Source organism: Brevundimonas sp. GW456-12-10-14-LB3, assembly GCF_059424365.1.
Genome location: NZ_JBWKZJ010000009.1, coordinates 71,160 through 91,919 on the forward strand (window position 1 = coordinate 71,160; position 20,760 = coordinate 91,919).

At 68.2% G+C, this 20,760-nt stretch carries 17 protein-coding genes; 3 read left to right on the forward strand and 14 right to left on the reverse strand.

Annotated elements, in window-relative coordinates; genetic code table 11:
- Positions 1 to 101 precede the first annotated feature (101 nt).
- On the forward strand, positions 102 to 2,294 hold the full coding sequence (locus AC07XS_RS06050) for a 3-hydroxyacyl-CoA dehydrogenase NAD-binding domain-containing protein (RefSeq protein WP_182714794.1): 2,193 nt from the start codon (positions 102 to 104) through the stop codon (positions 2,292 to 2,294).
- Positions 2,295 to 2,646: 352 nt separating this feature from the next.
- Here the strand turns inward: AC07XS_RS06050 and recA are convergent, their stop codons facing one another.
- The 6 genes from recA to AC07XS_RS06080 form a co-directional block, all read right to left on the reverse strand.
- The gene (recA, locus tag AC07XS_RS06055; RefSeq protein ID WP_054764091.1) at positions 2,647 to 3,726 is read right to left on the reverse strand and encodes a recombinase RecA; all 1,080 of its coding nucleotides are present in this window, start codon (positions 3,724 to 3,726) and stop codon (positions 2,647 to 2,649) included.
- A 167-nt stretch (positions 3,727 to 3,893) separates the two neighbouring features.
- Complete coding sequence (locus AC07XS_RS06060) at positions 3,894 to 5,786, reverse strand: M20/M25/M40 family metallo-hydrolase (protein WP_182714793.1); 1,893 nt, start codon at positions 5,784 to 5,786, stop codon at positions 3,894 to 3,896.
- 83 nt (positions 5,787 to 5,869) lie between these two features.
- Complete coding sequence (locus AC07XS_RS06065; protein WP_321208128.1) at positions 5,870 to 6,838, reverse strand: right-handed parallel beta-helix repeat-containing protein; 969 nt, start codon at positions 6,836 to 6,838, stop codon at positions 5,870 to 5,872.
- Between the two features lies 1 nt (position 6,839).
- Complete coding sequence (locus AC07XS_RS06070; protein ID WP_182714792.1) at positions 6,840 to 7,661, reverse strand: PA-phosphatase; 822 nt, start codon at positions 7,659 to 7,661, stop codon at positions 6,840 to 6,842.
- Positions 7,658 to 8,173, reverse strand: coding sequence for a hypothetical protein (locus AC07XS_RS06075; RefSeq protein WP_152949077.1), 516 nt, complete (start codon positions 8,171 to 8,173; stop codon positions 7,658 to 7,660). The genes AC07XS_RS06070 and AC07XS_RS06075 overlap by 4 nt, the downstream gene beginning before the upstream one ends.
- A gap of 70 nt (positions 8,174 to 8,243) precedes the next feature.
- Positions 8,244 to 8,597 (reverse strand): hypothetical protein, encoded by a 354-nt coding sequence (locus tag AC07XS_RS06080; RefSeq protein ID WP_321208127.1) that lies wholly within the window; start codon positions 8,595 to 8,597, stop codon positions 8,244 to 8,246.
- A gap of 139 nt (positions 8,598 to 8,736) precedes the next feature.
- Between AC07XS_RS06080 and AC07XS_RS06085 the strand changes: the two genes are divergently transcribed.
- The gene (locus AC07XS_RS06085; RefSeq protein ID WP_182714791.1) at positions 8,737 to 9,729 is read left to right on the forward strand and encodes an LLM class flavin-dependent oxidoreductase; all 993 of its coding nucleotides are present in this window, start codon (positions 8,737 to 8,739) and stop codon (positions 9,727 to 9,729) included.
- Positions 9,730 to 9,747: 18 nt separating this feature from the next.
- Here AC07XS_RS06085 and pheT read toward each other — a convergent pair whose 3' ends face one another.
- From pheT to AC07XS_RS06105, 4 genes are read right to left on the reverse strand one after another with little or no spacing between them, the layout of a single operon-like run.
- A complete protein-coding gene (pheT, locus tag AC07XS_RS06090; RefSeq protein ID WP_182714790.1) occupies positions 9,748 to 12,201 on the reverse strand; it encodes a phenylalanine--tRNA ligase subunit beta in 2,454 nt (817 codons plus the stop codon).
- Positions 12,198 to 12,590, reverse strand: a complete 393-nt coding sequence (locus AC07XS_RS06095) for a hypothetical protein (protein WP_221233743.1) — start codon at positions 12,588 to 12,590, stop codon at positions 12,198 to 12,200. The genes pheT and AC07XS_RS06095 overlap by 4 nt, the downstream gene beginning before the upstream one ends.
- Positions 12,591 to 12,593: 3 nt before the next feature.
- A complete protein-coding gene (pheS, locus tag AC07XS_RS06100; protein WP_182714789.1) occupies positions 12,594 to 13,670 on the reverse strand; it encodes a phenylalanine--tRNA ligase subunit alpha in 1,077 nt (358 codons plus the stop codon).
- Positions 13,671 to 13,711: 41 nt separating this feature from the next.
- Positions 13,712 to 14,704 carry a polysaccharide deacetylase family protein gene (locus AC07XS_RS06105; protein ID WP_182714788.1) on the reverse strand — a complete coding sequence of 331 codons (993 nt, stop codon included), beginning with the start codon at positions 14,702 to 14,704 and terminating at the stop codon, positions 13,712 to 13,714.
- 162 nt (positions 14,705 to 14,866) lie between these two features.
- On the opposite strand from AC07XS_RS06105, the gene AC07XS_RS06110 reads away from it, so the two are divergent.
- Positions 14,867 to 16,486 carry a response regulator gene (locus tag AC07XS_RS06110; protein WP_182714787.1) on the forward strand — a complete coding sequence of 540 codons (1,620 nt, stop codon included), beginning with the start codon at positions 14,867 to 14,869 and terminating at the stop codon, positions 16,484 to 16,486.
- Positions 16,487 to 16,555: 69 nt separating this feature from the next.
- Here AC07XS_RS06110 and rplT read toward each other — a convergent pair whose 3' ends face one another.
- The 4 genes from rplT to AC07XS_RS06130 all read right to left on the reverse strand — a co-directional run bounded on the left by rplT (position 16,556) and on the right by AC07XS_RS06130 (position 20,662).
- On the reverse strand, positions 16,556 to 16,909 hold the full coding sequence (gene rplT / locus AC07XS_RS06115) for a 50S ribosomal protein L20 (protein ID WP_054764100.1): 354 nt from the start codon (positions 16,907 to 16,909) through the stop codon (positions 16,556 to 16,558).
- Positions 16,910 to 16,963: 54 nt separating this feature from the next.
- Positions 16,964 to 17,161: a 50S ribosomal protein L35 gene (gene rpmI / locus AC07XS_RS06120; RefSeq protein ID WP_054766748.1), complete on the reverse strand. Its 198-nt coding sequence runs from the start codon at positions 17,159 to 17,161 to the stop codon at positions 16,964 to 16,966.
- A 164-nt stretch (positions 17,162 to 17,325) separates the two neighbouring features.
- Positions 17,326 to 18,615, reverse strand: a complete 1,290-nt coding sequence (locus AC07XS_RS06125) for an MFS transporter (protein WP_182714786.1) — start codon at positions 18,613 to 18,615, stop codon at positions 17,326 to 17,328.
- A gap of 85 nt (positions 18,616 to 18,700) precedes the next feature.
- The gene (locus AC07XS_RS06130; RefSeq protein ID WP_182714785.1) at positions 18,701 to 20,662 is read right to left on the reverse strand and encodes an alpha/beta hydrolase family protein; all 1,962 of its coding nucleotides are present in this window, start codon (positions 20,660 to 20,662) and stop codon (positions 18,701 to 18,703) included.
- Positions 20,663 to 20,760: the final 98 nt, after the last annotated feature.

Consider the following 20,760-nt stretch of genomic DNA (forward strand, 5'->3'; position numbering starts at 1 on the left):
CCCCCCCCCCCCCCGAACCCATCGCCGGCGTCGGCGGCGGCCCCCTCCACCGCTTCGCGGTCCCCCTCCCCCGCTGGGGGAGGATCTGAGGAAGAGAGATTATGGAAAACTTCAAGATCGACATCGACGCCGACGGCATCGCCGTCATCGCCTTCGACGTGCCGGGCCGTTCGATGAACACCCTGACCAGCGCGGTGATGAAGGAGATCCCGGAACTGGTCGAACGGATCAAGACCGACGAAACCATCAAGGGCGCCGTCATCACCTCGGGCAAGGCCTCGGGCTTCTGCGCCGGCGCGGACCTGGGCGACATGGCGGGCGGCGTGCTTTCCGGCGGCGGCGACCTGCAGAAGGCCTTCGACGCCGGCTGGGCGCTGAACGGCGCCTTCCGCGCGCTCGAGACCTGCGGCAAGCCGGTGGCGGCGGCGATCAACGGCCTGGCCCTGGGCGGCGGGCTGGAGTTCACCCTCGCCTGCCACTACCGCGTGGTCGAGAACGACAACAAGATCCAGCTGGGCCTGCCCGAGATCAAGGTCGGCCTCTTCCCCGGCGGCGGCGGCACCCAGCGTCTGACCCGTCTGGTCGGGGTCCAGAACGCCATGATGGCGATGAGCGAGGGCAAGTCCTTCCGCCCGAACGACGCCAAGGGCGCCGGCATCGTCCATGAGGTGGTCGAAAAGGGCCAAGCGGTCGAGGCGGCCAAGGCCTGGATCAAGAACGGCGGCAAGGCCGTCCAGCCCTGGGACGACAAGTCCTTCAAACTGCCCGGCGGCGGCCCCTATCACCCGGCCGGCATCCAGAACTTCATGGTCGGCAACGCCATGCTGCGCAAACAGTCCTACGGCAACTATCCGGCCGTGGTGAACCTGATGAAGGCCGTCTACGAAGGGACCCAGGTGCCGATGGACGCGGCCCTGCGGATCGAGACCCGCTATTTCATCAAGACCCTGATGACGCCCCAGGCCCAGGCCATGATCCGGTCCCTGTTCCTGTCCAAGCAGGAGCTGGACAAGGGCGCCGTGCGGCCCGCCGGCGTGCCGAAATCCGATCCCAAGAAGGTCTCGGTCCTGGGCGCGGGCATGATGGGCGCCGGCATCGCCTATGTGCAGGTCATGGCCGGCATCGAGACCGTGCTGATCGACCAGACCCAGGAAGCCGCCGACAAGGGCAAGGCCCATGTCGAGGAGCTGCTGAAGAAGCGTCTGTCGCGCGGTCAGATGACCCAGGAGAAGTATGACGCCACCCTGGCCCTGGTCACGGCGACGACCGACTATGACCACATCAAGGGGTCGGACCTTGTGATCGAGGCGGTGTTCGAAAACCGCGAGATCAAGGCCGATGTGACCAAGCGGGCCGAGGCCCAGCTGGTCGAAGGCGCCGTCTTCGGCTCCAACACCTCGACCCTGCCGATCACCGGCCTGGCCGAGGCCAGCGTGCGGCCTGAGGACTTCATCGGCATCCACTTCTTCTCGCCGGTCGACAAGATGATGCTGGTCGAGATCATCCTGGGCGAGAAGACGGGTCAGGCCGCCATCGCCAAGGCGCTGGACTATGTGCTGAAGATCAAGAAGACGCCGATCGTGGTCAACGATTCGCGCGGCTTCTACACCTCGCGCTGCTTCTCCACCTTCCTGATGGAAGGCATGGCCATGCTGGAGGAGGGTTACGGCCCGGCCCTGATCGACAATGTCGGCCGCATGACCGGCATGCCGCGCGGCCCGCTGGAGATGCACGACGACGTCGCCCTGGACCTGTCCTACAAGATCGCCAAACAGACGGCGCTGGACCTGGGCGACAAATACGTCCCGACCGAAGGCGCCGACATTGTCGCCAAGATGGTCGAGGGCGGACGCTACGGCCGCAAGAACGGCAAGGGCTTCTATGACTATGACACCAAACCCAAGACGATCTGGAAGGGGCTGAGCGACCTGGCGCCGACCACCAAGGGCATCGATGCGCCCGAGGAGCCCGGCGCCTTCGCCCAGATCGACGAGCTGAAGACCCGCCTGCTGTATCGCCAAGCCGTCGAGGTCGCCCGCTGCTGGGCCGAGGGCGTCATCGACGACCCGCGCGAGGCCGACCTGGGCGCCATCCTGGGCTGGGGCTTCGCGCCCTGGACCGGCGGCCCGATCAGCATGATCGACGGCATCGGCCTGGCCAAGTTCGTCGAAACGGCGGATCGCCTGGCCGCGACCTATGGCGACCGGTTCAAGGTCCCGGACCTGCTGCGCGACATGGCCGCCAAGAACGAGACCTTCTACGGCCGGTTCGCCCAGGAGAAGGCCGCCGCCTGATTGGCTGCGGAAAGTGTGAGTACGGAACGGGCGGCCTTCGGGCCGCCCGTTTTGGTTTGGGGCCGCCCCTTCACCGCTCATCCCGGCGAAAGCCGGGACCCAGTGGTTTGGGTGATCCAGCGTGGCTGCAAGTCACCGCTTTTGGTCCAACGCATTGCCGAGCGACAGAACTGGGTCCCGGCTTTCGCCGGGATGAGCGGAAAGGTGAATTCCTGGCCTCAGATCACGCGAGTGCGCGGCAGGCCAAAAAAAACCCGCCCGACACGAGGTCGGACGGGTCGCTCCGCCGCCCCTCGCGGGGTCGGTGGCGGGTCGCTTGGGGCGACGGAGTATCCTTAAGGTCCGGAGAGGCTCAGCCTTCCAGATCCTGGCCTTCGTCGGGCTCGGGCGTGCCCAGCAGTTCATCGGCGATCTTGTTGGTCGAGGCGCGCACCGCCTTTTCGATCGAGGCGGCGATGTCGGGGTTCTGTTTCAGGAATTCGCGCACATTCTCGCGGCCCTGACCGATCCGGGTCGAGTCATAGCTGAACCAGCTGCCCGACTTCTCGATCACCCCGGCCTTGACGCCCAGGTCGATCACCTCGCCCAGTTTGGAGATGCCCTCGCCGTACATGATGTCGAAGATGACCTCGCGGAACGGCGGGGCGACCTTGTTCTTGACCACCTTGACCCGGGTGGTGTTGCCGACCACCTCGTCGCGGTTCTTGATCGCACCGGTGCGGCGGATGTCCAGGCGCACCGAGGCGTAGAATTTCAGCGCATTGCCGCCCGTCGTCGTCTCAGGGCTGCCGTACATGACCCCGATCTTGTGACGGATCTGATTGATGAACAGGACGATGCATTTGGACTTGGAGATCGAGGCCGTCAGCTTGCGAAGCGCCTGGCTCATCAGACGGGCCTGAAGGCCGGGCAGGCTGTCGCCCATCTCGCCCTCGATTTCCGCGCGCGGCGTCAGGGCCGCGACCGAATCGACCACCACGATGTCCACAGCGCCCGAGCGCACCAGGGTGTCCACGATCTCCAGCGCCTGTTCCCCGGCGTCGGGCTGGGACACCAAGAGATCGTCCAGGTTCACGCCCAGCTTCTGAGCGTAGACCGGATCCAGGGCGTGTTCGGCGTCGACGAAGGCGGCGACCCCGCCCTTCTTCTGCACCTCGGCCACCGTGTGCAGGGCCAGGGTGGTCTTGCCGGAGGATTCCGGGCCGAACACCTCGATCACCCGCCCGACCGGCAGGCCGCCGATGCCGAGCGCCATGTCCAAGCCCAGCGAGCCGGTCGAGACGCTTTCGATCTCGGCCACCACCCCGGCCTTGCCCAGTTTCATCACCGAGCCCTTGCCGAAGGCGCGATCGATCTGGGCGATCGCCGCCTCGAGGGCGCGTTGTTTTTCGCCGTCTTCCTTGCCCACCAGTTTCAAAGCCGCCTGTGCCATTGCCTTCGTCTCCCTTGCCATGATTCCCGTCATAAAGCCTGGGAGAGACCCGCCATGGACCCGCCCCCGTTTGGTGAGGCCGACTATGTGCACGGTTTGTTCCTGTTCACAAGATGTTCTCGTGAGGAACAGCTAGACTCTTCGGATCTACGTCCGTTTCTGACGTATCACTCCGCGGTGACGTCGACCGCCGCAGCCGGTTCGGCGTGGCGCGCGGCCAGGGACAGGCCGCAGCCGAGGATCAGCACGGCCGCCGACAGGCCCGCGAGCGTATGGACCAGGGCGCCGTTCGCCCCGGCTCGGGTCGGCGCCAGGGGCCGGACCAGGACGAGGATCAGCAGGGCGATCAGGGCCAGGGCCCAGGCCTGGCTCATGCCCACGCCCAGGAAGATGAAATGGCCCAGACCGAACAGCCAGCCGCCGACAAGGGCCGTGGCCACGGCCGCCGGCGCCAGGGCCCACCGCTCCAGCCGGGCGCCGATCAGGGCGGCCAGAGCCGCCGCGAAGGCCGCCGCCAGACCGGTCCAGACAAACAGCAGGGCCGCCTCGGGCGCGATCGCCTGGACCAGGCCGCCCAGGACCAGCACCAGGACGATCGCGCCCAGCCAGCCGCCCCAGACCGTCTCGTCCTCGCCGTCCGGCCAGAGGCTTAGGGCGACGCCGACCACGGCGGCGCCGAGCACCAGATAATCGACCCCGCCCAGGACCGTCGCCAGAACGGCGGCCGCCGCGACCACCCCGGCCAGCAACCGCCGCCCGATCAGGGCCCGCCCGGCCGTCAGGGCCAGCAGGACCGCCAGGACGGCCAGACCCGCGCTGGCCTCCATCCACGGCAGGCGGCGCAGCATCATGTAGTAGGTCTCGGCGGAGTCGATCCGCTCGCCGATCGGCCCCGCCAGGACCCGCGCCGCCTGGGCCGCCACCATGCCGACGCTCAACAGCCACAGGCCGCCGGTGAAGCCCTTCACCCCCTGTCTCCAGGTCAGGCCGGTCGCATGGCGCGCGCCCCAGGCGGCGAAGGCCGTGAGCGCAAAGGCCAGGCCCAGCAGGCCCCAGCCCGTCTGCGGCCCATGCCGCAACACGCCCAGGCCGAAGACGTCGGAATAGACCGAGTTCCGCGTCGCCTGGGGCAGGGTCGGCGCGCGCAACAGGGCGTCGGCCGTCTCCAGCGCCTGGGCGCCGATATGCTGGACGCTGCCCTGGTCCAGAGCCTCCGGCGTCGAACTGGGCGAATGATACTGAGCCGGGCGGCCGATGAAGGCCAGATTGACCCCCGCCAATCCCCGGTCGGCGGCGATGGTGAAGTCGGTGCCGTTGGGCATCAGCCGATAGACGAAGACGGCGAGCGCATTGCTGGACGGCCCGCCCTCGGCCCGCCGCGCCGCCCGGGCGTACAGATCGACGGTCTGGGCGTTGCCCGGCCCGGTCTCGAACATCAGGGCCCGACCGCCGCCGCCCCGCGCCTCCAGGTTCACCACCGCCCCGACCCGGTCGCGCAGCGGATGTTCGCTGAAGAAGGCGCGCGCCCCGTCCAGGTTCAGTTCCTCGGCGTCGGTCAGGAGGACGATCAGCCCCCTATCGGCCGGGCCGCGCGCCTTGATCGCCCGCACCGCCTCCAGAACGGCGGCCACCCCGCTGGCGTCGTCGGCCGCCCCCGGCGACCCCGGCACGCTGTCGTAATGGGCCATCAGCACCACCAGGGGCAGGCGCGGGTTCCGGCCTGGCAGGACCCCGACCAGATTGACGGCCGAGACCCCTTGCGTGGAAAGGCCGTTCCGCTCCATCCGCCGCACGGCCGCCGGAGACAGGGCGCCGGCCTGGAACGTCGGCGACAGGCCCAGTTCCGCCATCCGGCCATAGAGATAGGCCTGGACCAGGGCGTGGTCGGTCGAGCCGACCGGCCGGGGCGCCCGGGCCGTCAGCCGCACGTCCCGCATCGCCCTTTCGGCGGAAAAAGCGGCGGCAGGCGCGTTCGCCGGCTGGGGTCGAGGGGTCTGGGTGGTGAGCACGGCCAGACCCAGGGCCGCCGTCAGAGCCGCCAACAACAAGACCAGCCGCATGCGATCCATCCCCCGAAGTCTCTCGCTCGCCACTAAGGACCGAGGCGGTTCCGTTTCGCAAGAGCGAGACGTCGGCGCCCCCTTCAGCGTCTCGTCCGGTTCCGCTCGACCCGGTTGCCGACCGCCCCGTCGCCGTCGTCGGCGCTGGAACCGAAGGGATAGCCCGCGTCATCGGCGCAATAGCGCCGGTTTCCCTCGCGCGCGCCGACCACCACCGTGCGAGGCCGCAGCCAGCCGGCGCCCGAGAAGCTATTGTCCGTGATCTGATTATAGGACGGCGTCTGGTGGCGGATCACCCCGTCCTCGCCGCAGTTGCGGTACAGAAAGATCCCGCCCCGACCGCCCAGGGCGAACCGGTTGCCGATGATGCGATTGGCGCCTGACCCGTCCACGGCGATCATTTCGCGCCCGGTGCGCAGGACGAAGTCGTTGTCCTGGATCAGGGCGCCCGCGCTTTCGGCGTCCAGATAGACGGCGGTGGAGACCGAACGACCGGTGAAGCGCGATTCCCCGACGGTCGTCCGCGTCACCCCCGGCCCGACATAGAGGGGAATGGTCCCTGTCGCCTGAAACCGCACCTGCTCCAGCACAGTGTCGGACGGAGCCGCCGCCTGGGCTGCGGTCGTATGGTCGGGACGGCGGGACGAGGCCAGGAGGTCGCGCATCGACCCGCCCGCCCCCATGCCCCAGATGCGGATATTGCCGACGACGGTGCAATGGCGCACCACCGCGCCGGTCGGCCGGCTCCACCCCTGCGGCGTCTGGCGCGACCAGACGGCGACGGTGGGGGATTGGGCGGTCGCCTCACCCGGCTGGCGGATCGTCCCGCCGCCGCAGTCCAGACCGGCGCCTGAGGCTTCCGCCCCCTCGATCAGGACCGGACGGGACACGTTCGCCCCCGCCAGGACGGCGCGACACAGCAGCCGATAGGGGCGGTCGGAGGGGGTGGTCAGGTCGCGCACCTCCTGCGGCGTGCACGGCCTGGCGGCGGGCCGGGCGGCGGGACGGTCGTCCATCGGCGCCAGCAAGGACAGCAGCAGGAGGCCGACCATTTCAGTCAGCGGCCGTCGCCGCCAGGGCGGCCCGTTCGGCGGCGCATCCCGGATTGGTCAGGCCGGTGGCGCGGCGCGCCTCCAGCTCTCGCCGCGCCGCCTCCGCCTCGGCCTGGAAGGCGGGCGCGGCGATGATCTGCAAGGCGACGGCCCGCCCGAGGGCCGCGCCGGCGGCGACGTCGCTGGGAGAGTTCATCGCGCAAACCATTCGGCTGACGCCGATCTGACGGCCGATGCGGCGCACCGCGCCCGCACGATCCGGCTCCAGCGCGGCCAAGACCTCGGCATAGGCCGCGCCCGCCGCCGCGCCCAGGGACGGATAGGCGGCGCTGTCGCGCATCGCCGGCGTCAGCCGTTCGCAGGCCGGGCGGTCGGGATCGTTCGACACAGGCCGGGCGCGACGCGCGCGGGCCGCGACCTGTTCGGACACGGTCCGCACATCGTGAAACGCCTTGGCCGCCATCCGATCCAGCGTCGGCGTCTCTGCATCGCCTCCCAGCCGAAGCCCCAGGGCGCAGTCGAAATGTTGCAGGGCCAGGGGCGGACGAACCTCGGCGTGGGCGGTGGCCAGCAGCCACCGATCCGACTGTTCCAAGGCCCGGAACCGGTCCGACTGATTGCGGTCTTGGCGGTCGGCGGCCGAGTTCGCATCGGGAGCGGGCGGCGCGGCCTCAGCCAATCGCGCCAAGGCCTCGGGCAACAGATAGCCGCTGTCGGCCAGGACGAAGACCGGCGCGGGGGACGGCCGCCCCGCGCCCGCACAGGCCGACAGGACAAAGGCTGTCGTCAGAACCGCCGCGAATGAGGCGGCGAACGGCTTCACCGCCCTTCGCTCCAGCTCAGCTGCACGGAGGTCTCTCCGCCTTCGCCGGGTGCGGCGACGACGTGGATATTGGTCGCACCCGCCGGGCCGCCGGCGGCGCCATAGGCGCGGGCGTCGCCCTGGTTCATCCCCATGACGGACGAAAGGCCGGCCTGTTCGGCCCGTTCACGATAAAAGGCCACCACCTCATCGGGGCTGGCGGAGGTTCGGAAGGTGACCAGGCCGCCGTCTCCGTCGGGTCCGGTCGCCGTCGTCCCCGGCTGGTCCATGACCGCGCCGGGATAGAGGGCGGCGTAGTCGGGCGCCCCCGGGGCGGCGGGCTCAACGCCGCCGCTTGAGGCGGGGGCGGCGGTTTCGGCGTCGGGCGCGACCGCAGTACCGACCGCCGCGGCCGGCGGCGCTTCAGTCGCTGCAGGAGCGGCGCGGCCTTGGGCCGTCTGGGCCTCCTCTCGGCCGCAAGCGGCGAGCGTCAATATCAGAAAGGCGGCCGAGGCCGCCGAAAGGCGTATCATCGGGGAATCGTCCCTTGGACCCGTGGTCGAGGCGGCACCGTGGCCTAAGGATGCGGCGCCAGCAAGGCGTTCAGTCGCCGCCGCGCCCGCCCTCGACCGGATCGCCCGCCTCGCCGGTGAAACGGCGGCCGGACTCCGCGACGGCGTTCGGCTCCGCGTTCGACGGCGACTGGGGGTCGGCCTCCGCCCGCCCTTCGGCCGCCAGGGCCTTGTTGATGACTGCTGAATCCGGATCCTCGTCCGAACCGCTCGCCGAGCCGCCGCGCAGCGAACCCGCCCGCGTGTCCGATCCCGAATCCGATCCGTCCAGCGCCTCGATCAGAGCGTCGCCCATCTGACCCAGATCGGGCTTTTCGCCGACGTCCTGGGCCTCGCGCGCCTCGCGGCCCTCGATCTGGGGCTCCACAGCCTTGTCTTCGGTCACGGCGCCGTCTCCTGTTCTTTTCAGAGTCCCCGCTCAAAGCCCTTTGACGCAGTTCGGGTTCCCGGCGGGTCCGCAGACGCCCCGCCCCCGCAAACGCTCCGCCCCTTGAACCGCGACCGAGGCTGCCGATCTAAGCTCCATGATCCCCTTTTCTGTTCTCGACCTCTCCCCCATCGTCGAAGGGGGCGACGCCCGTCGCGCCTTCGACGAGACCCTGGCCCTGGCCCAGGCGGCCGATCGGCTGGGCTATCAGCGGTTCTGGCTGGCCGAGCATCACAACATGCCGGGCATCGCCGCGACCGCGACCGCGATCGTCATCGGTCACGTCGCGGCGGGCACCGAGCGGATCCGGGTCGGTTCGGGCGGGGTCATGTTGCCCAATCACGCGCCCCTGGTGGTCGCCGAACAGTTCGGCACCCTGGAGACCCTCTATCCCGGCCGTATCGACCTGGGCCTGGGTCGGGCGCCCGGAACCGACGGGGCCACGGCGCGCGCCCTGCGCCGCTATTTCGAGGGGGCGGACCATTTTCCGCGCGACGTGGTCGAACTGATCCAGTGGTTCGAGCCGGCCGCCGAGAACCAGCCGGTCCGGGCCGTGCCGGGCGCGGGGCTGCGCGTGCCGATCTGGCTCCTGGGCTCCAGCCTGTTCAGCGCCCAGTTGGCGGGGCAGCTTGGCCTGCCCTACGCCTTCGCCAGCCATTTTGCGCCGGAACTTCTGTTGGAGGCCCTGGCCCTCTATCGCCGCAACTTCACTCCGTCCGACCGGCTGGCGGCCCCTCACGCCATGGCCGTGCTGAACGTCTTCGCCGCCGAGACGGACGACGAGGGGGTCCGCCTGGCCACCTCGATGCAGCAGAGTTTCGCCCGGCTTTCGACCGGCAAGCCCGGACGACTGCCGCCGCCGGTCGATGACATCGCCGCCGTTCTGACCCCCCAGCAGATCGAGGGCGCGCGCAGCCGTCTGACCTATTCCGCCGTCGGCGGGCCAGAGACCGTCAAAAAGCAGCTGTCGGACTTCATCGCCCTGACCCAGGTGGACGAGCTGATGATCACCGGGATGATGTTCGACAAGGCCGCGCGAATCCGCAGCCTGGAGATCGTAGCCGAGGCGCGCGAACGCCTGGCGGCCTGATCTTCGGACCGCAGGACGTCAGGCGCGCAGCTTGCCGCCCTGCTTCTCCACTGCCGCCACCACCTTGGCGGTCAGGGCCTCGATCTCGGCCTCGGCCAGGGTCGCCTCGCGCGGCTGGATCACGACTTCCAGGGCGACGGACTTGAAGCCCTCGTCCACCCCCTTGCCGCGATAGACGTCGAACACCCGGACGTCGGCGATCAGCGCCTTGTCGGCGCCGGCTGCGGCCCGGACCAGATCGCCGACCGGCTTGGCCTCCTCGACCACGAAGGCGAAGTCGCGGGTCAGGGGCATGAAGGCCGACAGGTCGGCGGTTCCCCGCGCCTTGCCCGACCCATTCTTGCCTTTCTGGCCGCGCGGCTCGGGCACGGCGTCCAGCACGATTTCGAACGCCAGCATCGGACCGTCGGCGTCCAGCGCCTTCAGCACCCGCGGATGCAGCTCGCCGAACTCGACCATCACATTCTTCGGGCCCAGCTGCAGGCGGGCTGAACGGCCGGGGTGCCACCAGTCGCGGTTCTGACCCTGGACCAGTTGCAGCGAGGCGACCGGGGCGCCGATCTCCTCCAGCACGGCGGTCAGATCGGCCTTCAGGGCGAACAGGGCGTCGTCACCGGCGCCGGTCCAGTGACGGGCGGCGTGGGGCGCGACCAGGCCGGCGATGACCGTGCGCTGATCCGCCGGTCCGTCGCCCAGATAGACCGGGCCGATCTCGAACAGGGCGGCGTCGGCGAAGCCGCGCGCGGCGTTCCTCGCCGCGGCCTGGATCAGGTTCGGCAGGGCCGAGGGCCGCATGCAGTCCAGATCGGCCGCAATCGGGTTCTCCAGCACCAACCGATCGTCCCCGCCGCCGAACAGGGCGGCGATCGATTGTTTGGTGAAGGACCAGGTGACGGCCTCGGCGTATCCCAGGGCCGCCAAGGCGCGGCGCGCCGTCCGGACGCGGCCCTGGCGGGGGTTCAGCACCCCGCCGGCGGAGCGGGCGACCTCGGGCAGGGGCGTGTCGGGCAGGCTGTCGAAGCCCTCGATCCGCGCCACCTCTTCCACCAGATCGGCCCGGCCCTCGACGTCGCGCCGCCACGACGGCGGGGTGACGATCCAGGGCTCGGCCTGACCGGCCGGGGCGGCCTGCACCAGGAAGCCGAGCTGGCCCAGGATGGTCCCGATCCGATCCGTCGGCAGATCCATGCCGCTGAGCCGCTTCACATAGGCGGGGTCGAAGGCGAAGGGCGCCGGGCTGGCCGGGGGTTCGCCGACGAAGACGATCTCGGACGGCTCGCCGCCGCACAGGTCCAGGATCAGGCGGGTGGCCAGCTCCAGCCCCGGCGTGACCGAGACCGGATCGACGCCGCGCGCGAACCGATACTGGGCGTCGGAATGGATGCCGAGCGCGCGGCCCGTCTGGGCGATGACCAGAGGGTCGAACCAGGCGCTTTCCAGGAAGACGTCGGTAGTGTCGTCGTCGCAGCCGGTGCTTTCGCCGCCCATGACCCCGCCCAGGCCGATGGGGCGCTCGCCCCCGGCGTCGGCGATGACGCAGTCGGCGGCGGAGACCGCATAGGTCTTGCCGTCCAGGGCGATCAGATGCTCGGGCTCGCCGCCCTCGATATGGGCTGTCCCGGCCGAAACCTGTCCGCCCCGCACCACGATCTCGGTCCCCGACAGCTTGGCCAGGTCATAGACGTGCAGCGGCCGGGCGCGGTCGTAGGCGATCAGATTGGTGACATCGACCAGGCGGTTGATCGAGCGCAGGCCGATGGCGGTCAGGCGTTTCTGCAGCCAGGCGGGCGACGGGCCGTTCTTGACGCCCCGGATCACCCGACCGGCGAAGACCGGGCACATCTCGGGCGCGTCCAGCCGCACGCTGATCGGCGACGGAAAGCCCCCGCGCACCACGGCGATGTCGAAATGCTTCAGCTTGCCGACGCCGGCGGCGGCCAGATCGCGCGCGATCCCCGCCACGCCCAGCCAGTCGGGCCGGTTCGGCGTGACCTCGAAGTCGATGACGGGCTCGGCGCCGAACAGGCCGGCGACCGGGGTTCCCACCGGGATCTCCGGCGGCAGTTCCTGAATACCGTCGCTTTCGTCGGCCAGCTCAAGCTCGGAGGCCGAGCACAGCATGCCGTTGGACACCACGCCGCGCACCGGCTTCTCGACCAGGGTGACGCCAAGACCCGGCACATAGGCGCCGATGGGGGCGTAGATGGTGGTCAGGCCCGCCCGCGCGTTCGGGGCGCCACAGACGATCTCCTTGATCCCGTCCACCGTCTCGACCTGACAGACCTGCAGCCGGTCGGCGTTGGGGTGGCGTTCGGCCGACAGGATCTTGGCCACGGTGAAGGGCGCGAGCTTGGCGGCCGGGTCGAGCACCTCCTCGACCTCCAGCCCGGCCATGGTCATGGCCTCGGCGATCTGATGGACGTCGGCCTCGGTTTCGAGGTGATCCTTGAGCCAGGAAAGGGTGAACTTCATGCCGGAACCCCGCCCAGAACCTGCTGAATATTGGTCAGAAACTCCGGCGTCCCGGTGAAGCCGACGCGCAGGAAGCGGCAGTTGACGAAGCTGCAGTCCTGGAAGGCGACCGTGCCGGTGACCTTTTCAGGGCCGACCGGCTGAAGCAGCAGATTACGCGGGTCGCCCATGGCGTCACCCATGTTGCAGCCGTCGAAGCTGCACCCGCCGACGGCCAGCAGCACAGCCGGCCCTTCCAGAAAGCAGTCGCGGAAGGTCTTGCCGGCGATCATCGCCTCGCCGCGCTGCGCGGCCTCAATGACCAGCTGCGGCAGCCAGATGTGGACGCCCTCATAGGCGGGACCGGCCCCGATCAGGGGCAGTTTCAGCGTGTCGTCTTCGATCTTCATGATTCAGCTCAGGCCCGAAGCCGGATTGGGGGCCGCAAAGGCCGAAAAGCCGTAGTGCGCCAGCCAGCGCGTGTCGGCCTCGAACATGGGGCGCAGGTCGGGCACGCCGTATTTCAGCATGGCCAGCCGATCCACCCCCATGCCGAAGGCGAAGCCCTGATATTCGTCCGGGTCGATGCCGCAGTTCTTCAGCACATTGGGATGCACCATGCCGCAGCCCAGGATCTCCAGCCAGTCGTCGCCGGTGTTGAACACCAGTTTCCCGCCGGATCGGTCGCAGCGGATATCCATCTCCGCCGACGGTTCGGTGAAGGGGAAGTGGTGCGGACGGAAGCGCGCCTGAACCGCGTCCAGTTCGAAGAAGCGGGCGATGAAGGTCTGAAGCGTGGTCTTCAGATGACCCATATGGATGTCGCGGTCGATCACCAGACCTTCGATCTGGTGGAACATCGGCGTGTGGGTGGCGTCCGAATCCTTGCGGAAGGTGCGGCCCGGCGCGACGATGCGGATCGGCGGCTTTTGCGACATCATGGTGCGGACCTGCACCGGGCTGGTGTGGGTCCGCAGCACCTTGCGCTCGCCCGTCTCGGGATCGGGCTTCAGGAAGAAGGTGTCGTGCATCTCCCGCGCCGGATGTTTCGGCGGGAAGTTCAGGGCGGTGAAGTTGTGGAAGTCGTCCTCGATGTCCGGGCCTTCCGCGACCGCAAAGCCCATCTCGGCGAACAGGGCGATCATCTCGTCCATCACCTGCATGGTGGGGTGAACCCCGCCCTTCCTGCGCGGCCGGGCCGGCAGGGTCAGGTCGATCCGCTCGGCCTGAAGCCGGGCGTCCAGTTCGGCCGCCTCCAGTTCGGCCTTCCTGGCCGTGATGGCGGCGGACACGCGGTCGCGCAGGCCGTTGATCATCGGCCCCTGTTCGCGGCGTTGGTCGGGGCTCATGGCCCCCATCCCCTTCAGCAGGCCGGAGACGGAGCCGGACTTGCCCAGGGCGGCGACGCGCACCTCCTCCAGGGCGGCGACGGTGTCCGCGCCGCCGATGGCGTTGATCAGGTCGAGTTCGAGTGTGGCGAGATCGGTCATTTGGCCCGTGCCTTAGCGGGCCGGAGCCGTTTCGTCACCCTTCAAGGCGCGGTTTGCGCCCCGGCGATGGCCTGAAGTTCCGACGCCGGCGCCTTGTTGGCCGCGACGATCCAAGCGGGCGGTTCGGGCTCCCCGCGAATGGCTTCGCCGTCGGTGACCTTCCAGCGGTGCAGCCACGAGATTCCATTGGCGCGGACATAGGTGTCAGCGTGCTGATAGATCGGGTCCGACAGGGCCTCCTCCAGGGGCACGAACCGATAGCCGCGCGCCAGATAGAGGGCGTGGATCTGCGGATAATAGGTCTGGTTCAGGCTGTTGGCGTGCAGCAGCAGGACCTGGGCCGGCTCGCGCCCGCCGGTCAGTTCGGCGCTGTAGGGTTCATAGAAGTCGAGCACCCGGGTCATATGGGCCACATAGGCCTCGCCGATCCGCCGCTTCAGCGCCGCGTCGCCCAGCTCTTCCGCCTTGCGATAGACGTCGGCGAACATCCAGTCGTTGTTGTCGATCGTCACCGGCGCGATCGTATAGCCGCGCTGGGCCAGGCCGGCGGCGATGGCGTCATGCTTCTCCTGGGTCTCGCCGGTGAACAGATAGGGGTGGCGGAACCAGCGCAGGGTCCGGCCCCGCGCCTGAAGCGCCGCCCGCGCGGTCGCCGCCCCGGCGTCCACATCGGCCAGATAGGCCTCGGCGGTCGTCCGGTGGATGTTGATATGGCTGAAGCTGTGGTTGCCCAGGTCGAGGCCGGCGTCCAGCCACAGGTTCAGAACCGTCGGCAGGGTGGAGACCCGCGTCGTTTCACACACCCGGCCGTCATTGACGAAGGCCGTCCCATGGGTGTCCAGCGGCTTGAGCATGGCCAGGAAATCCGTCGTCAGCCGCATCAGCCGCGCCGGGTCGCACAAGGCCGCCGCCGCCCCCTGATAGGGCAGGTCGTCGAAGGTCACGGCGACCTTCCGATCCTGGGCGACGGCCGCGCCGCCGATCCCACAAAGCAGGACGAGGACCAGACCGAAAAGAGAGAAACGGGATTTCATCGGCGTGAATTAGCCCAGATCGGCGGCCTCGCCTACACCGAGCCGAATATTGTCCGATAACTGAATGGTTGTCGGAAACCCGCCTCGAAAGCTTCATGAACGGCAAAGCCGATGTTAAAGTTCGAAGGTTAAGCCCGCCTGCGTGGACATAAGGGGGGCCGAATGCCGCTGATTGGTGATTTCGTCGAATTGATTGCGCCGGTCGCTCCGTCCACCCTGGGGGCGGAGGTGTTCGAGCGGTTCCAGACCGAGCCAAACACCCTGGCCCTGGCGGTGGTGGGTGACGACGGCCGTCCCCTGGGGCTTATCGAGCGCAACGCCTTCACCCTGAGGATGGCGGCCGAGTTCGGCCGCGCCCTCTATGCGCGCAAGCCGGCCGAAAGCCTGATGGACCGCAATGCGCCGATCGCCGAGGCCTCGACCAGCGCCGAGACCTTCTTTCAAGCCTATGGCGCGGCCGAACTGGGCGCCCTCCTGGGCGGCTTCATCGTCGTCGCCGACGGCCGCTACCTGGGGGTCGGCACCGCCTTGCAGATCGTCCAGGCGGGCGCCGCCCTGCACCGCCAGCGCGCCGAGGAAATGGGCGCCCTGGCCCGCGACCTGGCCGCCGCCGAGGCCGAGGCCGTCGCCTCCAGCCGCGCCAAGTCCGAGTTCCTGGCGGTCATGAGCCACGAGATCCGCACGCCTCTGAACGGCGTCCTGGGCGTCGCGGCCCTGATGGAGAAGAAGCTCGAGCAGGAAGAGCTGCGCCCCTATGTCCGCACCGTCATCGATTCCGGCCAGAGCCTGCTGCGGCTGCTGACCGACGCGCTGGACATGTCGCGCGCCTCGGCCGGGATGCTGACCCTGGAGGAAGAGCCGCTGAACCTGTCGGCCGTGGCCTTCGACATCGACGCCCTTTGGCGCGCCCGCGCCGAGGAAAAGGCGCTGAGCCTGACCGTCCGCACCGAATTCGAGGCCAGCCCCTGGGTCCGGGCGGACGGCATGCGGATCAAGCAACTGCTGAACAATCTGGTCGGCAACGCCCTGAAATTCACCCAGAGCGGCGGGGTCATCGTCACCTTGTCCAGCCATACGACCCGCGACGGCGTTAGGGTCGAACTGACGGTGGACGACAGCGGCCCCGGCGTGCCCGAAACGGCGGCCGCGACCATCTTCGAGCCCTTCAACATCGGCAAGGCGGGGCGCGAAGGCGCGGGCGCCGGTCTGGGCCTGGCCATCTGCCGCCAGATCGCCGAACGGATGGACGGCGGCATCGGCCTCAGCGTCTCGCCCCAGGGCGGGGCGCGCTTCCATGTCGTCCTGCCCCTGACCGCTTGCGCGGCCGAAGAGGCCGCCGCCGCCGCTCCGATGGCAGAGCCCACCCCGCACGAGACCCTGCACGTCCTCGTGGTCGACGACAACGCCGCCAACCGTTTCGTCGCCGCCAAGCTGCTGGAGATGTTCAACTGCACGGTCGAACTGGCCGAGAACGGACAGGAGGCGCTGGACGCCGTCAGCAACCGCCCCTTCGACCTGGCTTTGATGGACATCAAGATGCCGGTCATGGATGGGATCGCGGCGACCCGCGCCATCCGCGCCCTGCCCGGACCGGCCGCCCGCCTGCCCATCCTGGCCCTGACGGCCAACGCCGACGAGCGCGACGAGCTGGACTATGTCGCCGCCGGCATGAACGGGGTGGCGCAGAAGCCGATTCAACCCGACGCCCTGTTGAACGCCATTCGCCTGGTCCTGGCCGAAGCCGAAGCAGAGACCCCGGCGGCCGAGAGGGCCGCAGCCTGATCCCTGAAACGAAGAACGCCCGCCCCGGCGAACCGGAGCGGGCGTTGATCCTTGTCGCGAAAACCCGGCTTAGGCCAGGGCGGCGCGGACCTTGTCGGCGATCGCCTTGAAGCCGGTCGGATCGGCGGCGATGGCGGCCAGAACCTTGCGGTCCAGCTCGACGCCGGCCTTGTTCAGGCCGTTGATGAACTGGCTGTAGGTGAAGCCTTCGATACGGGCGGCCGCGTTGATGCGCTGGATCCACAGGGCGCGGAAGTTGCGCTTCTTGGCGCGGCGGTCGCGATAGGCATATTGCCCGGCGCGGTCGACGGCGGCCTTGGCCGTACGGATCGTATTCTTGCGGCGGCCGGAGAAGCCCTTGGCCTGCTCCAGAACCTTCTTGTGCTTGGCGTGCGAAGTTACGCCACGTTTCACGCGAGCCATGTCGCTATTCCTTCAAATTCTTTGGGTTGGATCAGTTCGTACAGCGCGCGCCGATCAGGCGTACGGCATGTAGGACTTGATCTTCTTGGCGTCGGCGTCGGACATGGTCTCGGTGCCGCGGTTCTGGCGGATGTATTTCGAGTTGTGGCTGATCAAGCGGTGACGCTTGCCCGCAACCCCGGCCTTCACCTTGCCAGTGGCCGTGAATTTGAAGCGCTTCTTGGCGCCCGACTTCGTCTTCAGTTTCGGCATTTCAGTCTCCATATTGGAGGGGCGACCGTCCTTCGGACTGTTTGAGCCCGTCGGGGGAGGTGTCTCTCCAGAGTTATGAACCGCCCAGGCATGCCTGTTCGCCCGGCGGTTCGGTACGCGAAGGCGCGGCTTCTACGCGAAGACCGAGGCCAGCGCAAGATGAGTCAGGCCGGGGCTTTCACGCCGTCATCGACCTTGCGAATGACCCTCCCCGCATTCAGCGCCATCACCGCCGCCGGAACGGTCAAGAGCGCGCCGATCAGGAAGGGCCAGTCATGCCCCAGGCCGGAGAATAGGCCCCCAGCGACCATGGGGCCGAAGATGCGCGCCACCGAGCTGGAGGCCATGTTGAGCCCCAGCATGGCCCCCTGCCGATCCGGCGGCGAGGCCCGGCTGATCATGGCCGAGATATTGGGCATGGCCAGGGACATGCCGCAGGCGCCCACGGCCATGACGAGGGGAATGACCCAGCCCTGGACCACCGGCAGGGACAGGCCGCCCAGCTCCAGCCGCGTCGCCGGGAACCAGGCGACGGGCGCCAGGACCTGCAGCACCAGCGAACTTCCGAACAGCAGCATGCCGGCCGCCAGCACCCGCGCCTCGCCGAACCGGCGCGCCAGCCGCCCGGCCAGAAAGCCCTGATTCAGGACCGAAATCACCCCCACGATCATGAAGCTGAGCCCCACTTCGCGCGCACCCCAGGCGTAGCGGCTTTCGGACCACAGGCCGAAGACGCTCTCCATGGCCGAGAAGCCGGCCATATAGATCAGGGTGACGACCAGAACCCGCGACACCACCGGATTGGTCCGCGCGTCCTTCAACCCCGCCAGGAAGGCTGGACGCGCCGCCGCGGGATCGGCCTTGGCCCGGCTTTCGCGCAGAAAGACCATCACTCCGATGGCCGCCAGGGCCGCCAGGGCTGCGGCCAGGAAGATCGGCAACTGATAGCCCAGCCGCCCCAGCTGCGGCTGGGTCAGCAGTCCGCCCAGCCCCGGCCCGACGATGAAGCCCAGGCCGAAGGCGGCGCCGATCAGCCCCATCCGCCCCGCCCGCTGTTCCGGCGGGGTCACATCGGCCACATAGCCCTGGACCGTCGAAATATTGCCCGCCCCCAGGCCGGTGAACAGCCTGACCGCGATGGCCAGCCAGATATTGGGTACGAAGGCCAGCATCAGATAGCCCAGCGCATTGGCCACAAGCGTCACCAGCAGCACAGGTTTTCTCCCCACCCGATCCGACAGCCGCCCCCAGAAGGGTTCGGCGAAGAACTGGCCCAGGGAATAGGCCGAGAACATCAGGGTGATCTGCCAGGCCTCGCCCTTCAGGCTCTGGGCGAAGAAGGGCAGCAGCGGCACCACCAGCCCGAACCCCACCAGATTGATGAAGACCACCGCGAACAGCACCGCCAGGGCGGGCGCGCGGACGGCGGGAGGCGAAGACGGCGTCTGGCTCATGGTCAAGCCTTAGCGCGGCGCTCGCCTTTGGAGAAGCGGACGGCCGCCACCCTGGTGCGACGGGCGAAGGAAGATGAACCGCTTGCTAGTTCGGGGGATTGTTCTCTTCGAGAAAGCGGATCGTCGCCTCCAGCATCTGCAGCCGCGTCTCGGCCTGTGACAGCGAATGATCTTCTCCGTCCAGAGCGATCAGCTCCACCGGCTTGCCGGCACGGCGCAGGGCGTCGGCCATGATCGTGCTCTGTTCGTAAGGCACCACCGTGTCCCGCCGACCGTGGATCAACAGGATAGGCGCATCCACCCTGTCCGCTTGGCGCGCCGGAGAACGCTCATCGAGGGTCCGATCGCCGGAACCTGCGCCCCCCATGAAACGGTTCCAATAGCGGATGATCGGATTGCGAGATTCGGCCCCTGACCCGGACAAGCGCGTCTCGCTGGTCAACATGGCGCGAAGGTCGGAAACGCCCGCCACTGAGACGGCGCACCGATACACCCCCGGATCCAAGGTCGGCCCGGCAAGAGCGGCATAACCACCATAGCTGGCGCCGACGATGCAAACCTTTTCGGGATCGATAATTCCACGGCCGGCGAGGAAGCGCACCCCGTCGGAAAGGTCCGTCTGCATTTTCCGCCCCCACTCGCCGTAGCCCGCCTCCAAAAAGGCCTGCCCCAGACCGTCCGATCCGCGGAAGTTGGGTTGCAAAACCGCGTACCCACGCGCCGCCATCGCCTGTGCCCACCAGTCAAAACCTAGGTAATCACGCGACTGCGGACCGCCGTGTGGAAACACTATGAGCGGCAGACCGCGCGCATCCTTCCCCGGCGGCAGGGTGAGGTAGGCCGGGATCTCCAGTCCATCTGATGCGGAATATCGAATCGCCTGCTGGAAGGCGATCTGATCGCCACGGATGTCCGGATAGGCGCGCCCGACGACGCTGACGCTTCGAGCCGCCGCGTCGTAGATGTAATAGGTTCCCGCGTCACCGACTTCTCCGGCGCCCTCGCTGTAAAAAACAAACTTGGTGTAATCCGAATTGTAGGAAACGACCGTTAATTGCCGAGCCGGCAAGCCTCGGTGCATCAGATCGAAAGCGGCCTCGAGTTTAGGCTCGAAGAAGACCCACTGGCTGCTGTCGCCGCCCGCCCCGATGGCTAGCAAACGTCCCGTGCGGTCATAGATGGCTTGGTCCGCCGCTGCAGGCAGATCGGTTCTTCGCCTTCTGGAACCGTCGGCTAAACCCAACTCCAGCAGAACATTTTCGCCGTCTTCCAGCGCGCTCACCATGACGGTGTCGCCTTGCGGTCCGAAGCCCCACACGTTTGGCCCGTCCAACAGATCGGTCCTACGATAGATTTCTCGCCACCCTGAGCCTTGAGGCACGCTCAGGCGAATGCGGCCCGTCTCGGGATCGCTGGCGATGCGCAGCTTCACCTCGCCGTCGGCGCCTAGCAAATAGCCTCGCGTGTCGCGTAGTCCTGATGAGGACAGGACGCCGCGCCCCGTATCCAAGTCGATGCGATATATGTCGGGTGTCCAAGCGTTGCGCTCGGTGGTCATCGCCTGAACGTATAGAACCGGTCGCCCGCCTCGCTCGCCGCGCCAATAGTCATAGACGGCGTTGACCACGGCCCGATCCGCACTGCGCAAAGCGCGAGCGACTCGCTTTGTCCGGACATTGACGATGTCCAACTGAGGCAACAGAGATTCGCCGATGGTCAGCTGACTTTCGAACACCAAGGACCTGATGAGGACGTGATCTGGCGACGCCCACGACACGCCTACCGGCCTCCGATCACTAACGTCGATGGCGGCGAGAACCTCCCCATTCACCGTCTGTACAATCACTTCGCTGGCGCCGCCCTGACGCCGCAGATAAGCGAGCGTCGAACCGTCATCGGAAAGACTGACCCTGCTTATGGCTGGGAGAGCGGCATAAGCGGCGATCGATGGAGCAGGTGGATGCTGGGCGTGCGCAGCTCCTCCGGCCAGCAGAACGACCATCGAGAAAGCGGCTGCAAGACCGCTGCGAAAAGCTGAAAAATTCAACGACGCCCCCCAGCAAACTACCGGTTGTTCTCGCACCTGTCTTTCCCCCACTCAAGAGGCATTCGGCTTGCGGCGGGGCGAACCCCCTGTGGAGACGC

What these genes read in the sequence shown, in the direction of transcription:
- AC07XS_RS06050 (WP_182714794.1), top strand. Translation starts at nt 102, where the DNA reads ATGGAAAACTTCAAGATCGACATCGACGCCGACGGCATCGCCGTCATC.
- recA (WP_054764091.1), bottom strand. Translation starts at nt 3,726, where the DNA reads ATGGCACAGGCGGCTTTGAAACTGGTGGGCAAGGAAGACGGCGAAAAA.
- AC07XS_RS06060 (WP_182714793.1), bottom strand. Translation starts at nt 5,786, where the DNA reads ATGCGGCTGGTCTTGTTGTTGGCGGCTCTGACGGCGGCCCTGGGTCTG.
- AC07XS_RS06065 (WP_321208128.1), bottom strand. Translation starts at nt 6,838, where the DNA reads ATGGTCGGCCTCCTGCTGCTGTCCTTGCTGGCGCCGATGGACGACCGT.
- AC07XS_RS06075 (WP_152949077.1), bottom strand. Translation starts at nt 8,173, where the DNA reads ATGATACGCCTTTCGGCGGCCTCGGCCGCCTTTCTGATATTGACGCTC.
- AC07XS_RS06085 (WP_182714791.1), top strand. Translation starts at nt 8,737, where the DNA reads ATGATCCCCTTTTCTGTTCTCGACCTCTCCCCCATCGTCGAAGGGGGC.
- pheT (WP_182714790.1), bottom strand. Translation starts at nt 12,201, where the DNA reads ATGAAGTTCACCCTTTCCTGGCTCAAGGATCACCTCGAAACCGAGGCC.
- AC07XS_RS06095 (WP_221233743.1), bottom strand. Translation starts at nt 12,590, where the DNA reads ATGAAGATCGAAGACGACACGCTGAAACTGCCCCTGATCGGGGCCGGT.
- pheS (WP_182714789.1), bottom strand. Translation starts at nt 13,670, where the DNA reads ATGACCGATCTCGCCACACTCGAACTCGACCTGATCAACGCCATCGGC.
- AC07XS_RS06105 (WP_182714788.1), bottom strand. Translation starts at nt 14,704, where the DNA reads ATGAAATCCCGTTTCTCTCTTTTCGGTCTGGTCCTCGTCCTGCTTTGT.
- AC07XS_RS06110 (WP_182714787.1), top strand. Translation starts at nt 14,867, where the DNA reads ATGCCGCTGATTGGTGATTTCGTCGAATTGATTGCGCCGGTCGCTCCG.
- rplT (WP_054764100.1), bottom strand. Translation starts at nt 16,909, where the DNA reads ATGGCTCGCGTGAAACGTGGCGTAACTTCGCACGCCAAGCACAAGAAG.
- rpmI (WP_054766748.1), bottom strand. Translation starts at nt 17,161, where the DNA reads ATGCCGAAACTGAAGACGAAGTCGGGCGCCAAGAAGCGCTTCAAATTC.
- AC07XS_RS06125 (WP_182714786.1), bottom strand. Translation starts at nt 18,615, where the DNA reads ATGAGCCAGACGCCGTCTTCGCCTCCCGCCGTCCGCGCGCCCGCCCTG.